Origin of the sequence: Pseudoalteromonas sp. P1-25 (assembly GCF_001401805.1) — a bacterium.
Classification (GTDB): Bacteria; Pseudomonadota; Gammaproteobacteria; order Enterobacterales; family Alteromonadaceae; genus Pseudoalteromonas.
The window spans coordinates 169,808-175,807 of sequence record NZ_LKDW01000004.1; the positions used below are offsets into that span (position 1 = coordinate 169,808).

The window sequence follows — 6,000 nt, forward strand, 5'->3', positions numbered from 1 at the left end:
TACATTGCGTGGTTTAATTGCTTAAACTTTCCAATATTTATAACGCCTTCACGGAGGATGGTTGGCAAATTGTAGCCAGCACTATTTGATTTTATGGCTGGTAGTATAGGTTAAATAACAAATTGTATTTCCCAGTGCTCAATAGATACAGGATTATAATCTAAAAGTACAAAACGTGAGTAAACTCACGGTTTGTAAGCTTATATAGCGATATTACGGAAGCAAACTTCCGTTTCTAGATCTTATTTGAGCGATAGCCAACGGTCACCTTTTTATATCAAATGCATTTAAAATTTTCCTGGCTTGAAGTAATTTTGCTCCTGTATCAGGAGCGATATGTGTATCGTGAGATAAGGTTTACTTAGCTACTTTATGTTAATGTAAATAAGGTAATAATTAATTTTTAAGGTTGAAGTAATGGAATATAACAATCTATCCAAGCTTGTAAAAAAAGTTCTCAAAACAGATCAAAGTGGTAATACAACAATGCCCTCAAGACGCGAGATGACAAGTAAAATTTTTGCGTTTATTATGCTTGTTCCTGGAGTTATTAGCATTGTGATGACAGTTGCAAGCGAAGGAGGGGAAAGTATTTTCTTCGCGATTTCGGCAAGCTTCTTTTTAGGTATATCTATATTGCTTTTTGGTCAAAAGAGCCGTTTAGAGTTTAACGGGACAAAAAAACAGCTTAATTTAAAAACCGCATTATGGGGTTGCTTTCAAAGAACTAAAGTTGTTACATCGTTTGATACACTATCATTTGAATTAAGTAGTATAGGTGCGCAAGGCCCTTATCAAATTAAGTTTGTTGATCAGTTATATGAATTTAAACAGTATACAGATGCTAAGATGTTCATTTCGTTTTTATATACGAAATATAATACTACTGCTGTTGAAACCATATCGGATTGGCCAAATAAAACACCGATAAGGTTTGCTCAAAGTGAATTATATAGCTCACCTCAAATTGCTCATGATACTAAAAAAGCTAATTCAAACTCTCATCTGGAAGATGTAGATTTTAATAGTGAAGATCTTGTTTTCATTGAAATATGGGATCGCAAATCGCTAATAAAACTATCCCTGCCATTTTTTGTTTTTACAGCCATTGCTGGCTTAGTTAAATACGGAGTGCTGTAATGTATTTTAAAGAGCTATCTAGTGAGCTAGCTATTTATCGACAATCAAGGTTAAGTAGATTATTGCTAGTTTTGTTGTGTGGTTTCTTTTTATTTATCGGACTAATTAATGTGTTCAATTCTGATGAAGCAAAATCATTACCGATATGGGTATCTGGGTTTATATGCTGGCTAGGGTGGAGTGGTTCGTTTGGTGGTTATGTATGTCGTTTTGATCTCGTAAAACAAACCTTGGAATTAAAGTCGACTAGTTTATACACTATTTTTAAACGTGTTTATAAATTATCGGATATTAAAGGTTTTAAAGCTATACCTAGAAAAGGCTACACACATAACTATAGATTATATGCAGTGTTGACTGATAATACTCATATTGCTTTCGCAAACTACAAAGGACGAGGATTTGCAGTTAAGGAGTGTATAAAAATGGCTGACTTTGTCAGTAAGCCTTATCAAATCAATATTGATACACTGTAGTGGTCAACTAATTTTGGCCACAGTTTTATGATCCTTGTATCTAATCTCAGATTCATTCGGTGCTAAAGCTGACAATTCAGATGTAGTAAAAATCGAAAAGATAAACAAAGACTTAATATTTAGCTTTTTACGAAGAAATTTCACCTCTCAACAAAAGTTCTTAAGATGGTTTAAAGAGAGGCAATATGATGAGTAATCTAACAACCCCGTAAACTAGGACGTTCGTAAACTCACGTCTATTATGCGGGCGTTACCACTTTATGTAATTGGCACAGAGCCGTCATTCGACTCTAACTCATTTGTGTTGTTTAATAGTTTTCCCTAAAACGATGAGGGGTTCGGCTTTTTTACCCAAACGGGGCTTAAGCAAAAGCGTTTTATTACTATATGCCCAATAAAATAGTGGCATATTTTATCGTGCATTATTAGGTACATTAAAACAATAGCTATTTTGATGAATTACCAGCGATTGCGCTATGCACTATGAGTAAGTAATTTAATCCATTCATCTGCGTTTGACACAATGAATTGATATTTATTGCCATCTTTTAACACGATTTCAATTGCATCATGTGTATAAGGCAAAATACCCGCAATTTTACCAGAGCACTTACTCACTTTTACAATTTCACATCGTGCAAACATATAAGGCCCTAACCCAAATTGTGCGTTCAACGGCGCAAAATGAATATCGGTGTTGGTTAGCCAAAATTTGCCGTCGGCTTTAATCGTCCCTTGTTGAATCGTGGCGATGGTCGATTTGATTGTTATTGTATGCATAATAGTATTCCTTTATGTAGTGTTGCTTTTTAGTCATTACCAAGTGACGACATTTAAGCAGACTGTATTACCTTTCTCTTGGTTTGCCTACCGTTAAGTAGTGCGCCCAACCACGTATTTTTAACTAATAATAAATAACTTATTTGACCTATAAATAATGTAACCACCACGCTAACTATAAACTTTACTAAAACTGGCCAATTAGTATTAATCAATGGCATCTGAATATAAATCAGCACTGGCACATGTATTAAATAAATCCAATATGATGCATTTGATATGCTGCGACTGAGTTTACTTTTGTGATTTAAAAAACGATGTCCAAGTAAAAACGTTATGGCGGTTAAAAAAAGAACACTCAGTCCTTGTAATAATACATGCAATACATGTAGCTCTCCCGCTGCGGCAAAATACTCCGTAGTTGCGGCGGCGATCACTTCATCTAAGCTTGGCGCGGCTGGTAATAAAGAAAAATAACCAGTCAGTGATATTGCAACACCTAAAATAAGAGGCCATAAGTACTTATGATATGACGAAATGAGCTGTTGTTTTTTATAAAGCCCTACTCCTAAACAATAAAAACTGCCGTAAAAACCATACGACCACAACTGTGGCGTGAGCTTATCGGGGGCTCGGAATGGAATAGATTGCCCCATCAAAGAAAGCGTTAACACGATGGGAAGTACAACCCACATAAATAAAGGGTGGACGCTAAGCGCATCGAATTTATTGCCTAATAAGTTAGTTGTTTTCAACAACCAGTGAATTAAGCAAAACTGGAATAAGTTCCACAAAAACCATAAGTGCATAGTGCTAACAACAGGCTCTTTAATAACTTTAAACACAGCAAAAATCGGCGGTTTTGGATCAGCTATACCGGCTCCAAAACTGAAGGCATGGTAGTAAACTGCAAAGCTTAGCGGTAAAAAAACAATAAAAGGCAGTAATATATGTTGACTGCGATGGCGTAGAAATCGCGCGTTGCTCGATTTAACTATTAACAACGTACTGCAAAACCCTGCAATTATAAAAAATAATGGCATCCGAAATAAGTGCAGCGTATGCGTAATATAATCAAATAGACCATGTGTGCTTGGGTCTGCCGTAAACCAAATATTGCTAAAGAACGGACTGTAGGCTAAAGCGGCATGAAATACGATGCCAAGCAATAGCGCGAGGCTGCGTAAATTATCAATGTAATGTAATCTATTGTCTTTATTCATTAATGTGCCCAACTAACTTTTATTAATCAAGCATAAATGAATGGGGTTTCATGGCACTAGTCACAAAGCTCATAGCCTGAGCTATGACAGATGTCACTGTTTTTACAACGCGAGTTCTGCAATAATTGCTAAAAAATATGGCCGCAGTAATGGAATCAACTATACGACATACAACCGATTGGCATTTCTCAACATTGGCATCTTGGCTCGGGGTGACATCGGCGTGTGCCTATTATGCCAACTCAGAATTAGCGCTATATTTGCAAATCATAGTAAGTGGTTCCATTTTAGCTATTTTGCTGTATGTGTTAAAACAGCCCAACAAATTTGTTCACGGCGTAGCACTTGGCTATTTCCTGCTTATTTGTGTTTTGATACAACTGAGTTCAACGTCCTTAGTTTTTATCCACCTAGTGATGTTCACAGCGGTTTTTAGTCCTCATTTTACGCTTCCTAAAATACTCGCTTGTGATGTGGCCGCCATGCTGGTGTATGGTTTAACGCATTATTCGCGCTGGGAAAATGGCATTCCTTGGATCACGTTTACAATTTGGTTCTTCTTTTGCTTGATGAATTGGTTTGTTAGTCGGCGTATTGTCGAAAGTTTAAATACACATTACCAATCCCGCCAAAACTACAAAGAGTTAAAAGCCACCCAACACATGATGGGGGCGATGCATGCAGCGCAAGAGCGACAAAATATATCACGCGAGCTCCATGACTCACTCGGCCATAAGCTTACCGCGCTCAGCATTAATTTAGATTTTGCTAAAAGAGCAGCAAATGACGCCACCGTTGAAACCCTGTCTCTTTGCCACCAACTTAGTCAAGAAGTATTGGCTGAAGTACGCGAAATCGTTTCCACTCAACGCAATGACAAAACGATACTTAAGCAAGCTATTGAGGCCATTTGCGGACTAACACCTAATTTACACTGTGATCTCCAACTAAGTAAGGAGACAGAGCAGCTCCCTCAAGACTACGCCCTGTGTGTATTGCGGTTTACCCAAGAGATGATCAGCAACACCCTTAAACATACCCAAGCAAACCATTTTACTTTGCATGTGAATGTCTCTCACGTTGGTCAACATCCGCTGTTAATTGCAAAAGCGTATCACAACCAACCAGAGACCCATTTACCAAAACATGGGAACGGATTAGCAGGATTAAATGAACGAATGGCACAATTTGGTGGTGAATTTTCACAACATCTTGAGCAAGAAACACTGATCAATACCATGACATTACCATTAAATTTAGAAGAAAAAAGCCATGATAAAGTGCCTACTAGTTGAAGATCAGACCTTAGTTCGTTTAGGCCTCGCTAATTTACTTAACCTTGATAGCGCCATTAATATCGAAGCCCAAGCTGAAGATGGCTTACAAGCGCTTGCACTATTAGCTGAACATAGTTTTGACATTGCTTTACTCGATATGAGAATGCCGAATTTAGATGGGCTCGGCGTGCTGCAAAAAATGCGTGAAAAGGGTGATAAAACCCCTGTGCTGATCATCACCACATTTGAAGATTGTGATGTATTAGTCAAAGCCCTTAATCTAGGTGCTCGTGGCTATGTGCTTAAAAACATTGAACTTGAAGAGCTCATTAGCGCTATCAAGCAGGTCGTTGCAGGTGAGCGAGTATTGCAAAGTGCGGTGACTGATTTTTTACTCAAAAAACAACTAAGCCCTCAGCTCTGCTTAACAGGCAAAGAACAAACCGTATTGCAGTGTTTGTCTTTAGGCATGTCGAATAAAGTGATTGCCAAAAAGTTAGATAACTCTGAGGGGACTATTCGTAATCATGTGTCACAAATCCTTGCTAAATTAGAGGTAAAAGACCGCACTCAGGCCGTTATAAAAGCCATTAATCAAAACCTAATTTAACACGCGAACAACACCAAATTACTATTTTTGATTAGGCTTAAGTGGCGCAATCAACATAAATAAGAGTAAATAAAACTAACTAATAAACAAATAGGCGACTATCCAGGCGAGCTTTTCTTGGCGTTCCACTTTTTGTGACCTAGCAATGAGTATGATTGGCATCACCAAATCTTGGTTTCAGACATTAAAGATCTTCAATGTCCGCTGTTGGCACAGAGCAGACCGCCGGTAATTTTTGATTGATGCAATTAACAGTTGTAACTGGCCAAGAGTCGGGGTTCTTTACGTAATGAAAAATAAAGATGCGCTGTCGCTCCTCTGGCAAGCATCGGGCTAAATAAACTCTACCTCGAAGTAAACCCGATTAGCTTTCGTATAACAGATAGGCAAATTACCACTTCAAACCACTTACTGTAATAGATGTTTTCAAGCGATTTCTCGTTGTTTAAGAAATTTACCTAATAAAAAACATAATTATTTTTAGAGTGTAATTT

6 protein-coding genes are annotated in these 6,000 nt (G+C 37.6%); 4 read left to right on the forward strand and 2 right to left on the reverse strand.

Annotated elements, in window-relative coordinates:
- The first annotated feature begins 417 nt into the window (after positions 1-417).
- Entirely contained in the window at positions 418-1,140 is a 723-nt protein-coding gene (locus AN393_RS04760) for a hypothetical protein (RefSeq protein ID WP_055017477.1), read from the forward strand.
- Positions 1,140-1,616, forward strand: coding sequence for a hypothetical protein (locus AN393_RS04765; RefSeq protein ID WP_055016944.1), 477 nt, complete (start codon positions 1,140-1,142; stop codon positions 1,614-1,616). Before AN393_RS04760 ends, AN393_RS04765 begins: the two co-directional genes overlap by 1 nt.
- Before the next feature lie 474 nt (positions 1,617-2,090).
- On the opposite strand, the gene AN393_RS04770 is transcribed toward AN393_RS04765, so the two are convergent.
- A complete protein-coding gene (locus AN393_RS04770) occupies positions 2,091-2,396 on the reverse strand; it encodes a hypothetical protein (protein WP_055016943.1) in 306 nt (101 codons plus the stop codon).
- A gap of 53 nt (positions 2,397-2,449) precedes the next feature.
- The gene (locus AN393_RS04775) at positions 2,450-3,619 is read right to left on the reverse strand and encodes an acyltransferase family protein (RefSeq protein WP_055016942.1); all 1,170 of its coding nucleotides are present in this window, start codon (positions 3,617-3,619) and stop codon (positions 2,450-2,452) included.
- Between the two features lie 149 nt (positions 3,620-3,768).
- On the opposite strand from AN393_RS04775, the gene AN393_RS04780 reads away from it, so the two are divergent.
- Complete coding sequence (locus AN393_RS04780) at positions 3,769-4,914, forward strand: sensor histidine kinase (protein ID WP_055016945.1); 1,146 nt, start codon at positions 3,769-3,771, stop codon at positions 4,912-4,914.
- Positions 4,892-5,506 carry a response regulator transcription factor gene (locus AN393_RS04785; protein ID WP_055016941.1) on the forward strand — a complete coding sequence of 205 codons (615 nt, stop codon included), beginning with the start codon at positions 4,892-4,894 and terminating at the stop codon, positions 5,504-5,506. Before AN393_RS04780 ends, AN393_RS04785 begins: the two co-directional genes overlap by 23 nt.
- Positions 5,507-6,000: the final 494 nt, after the last annotated feature.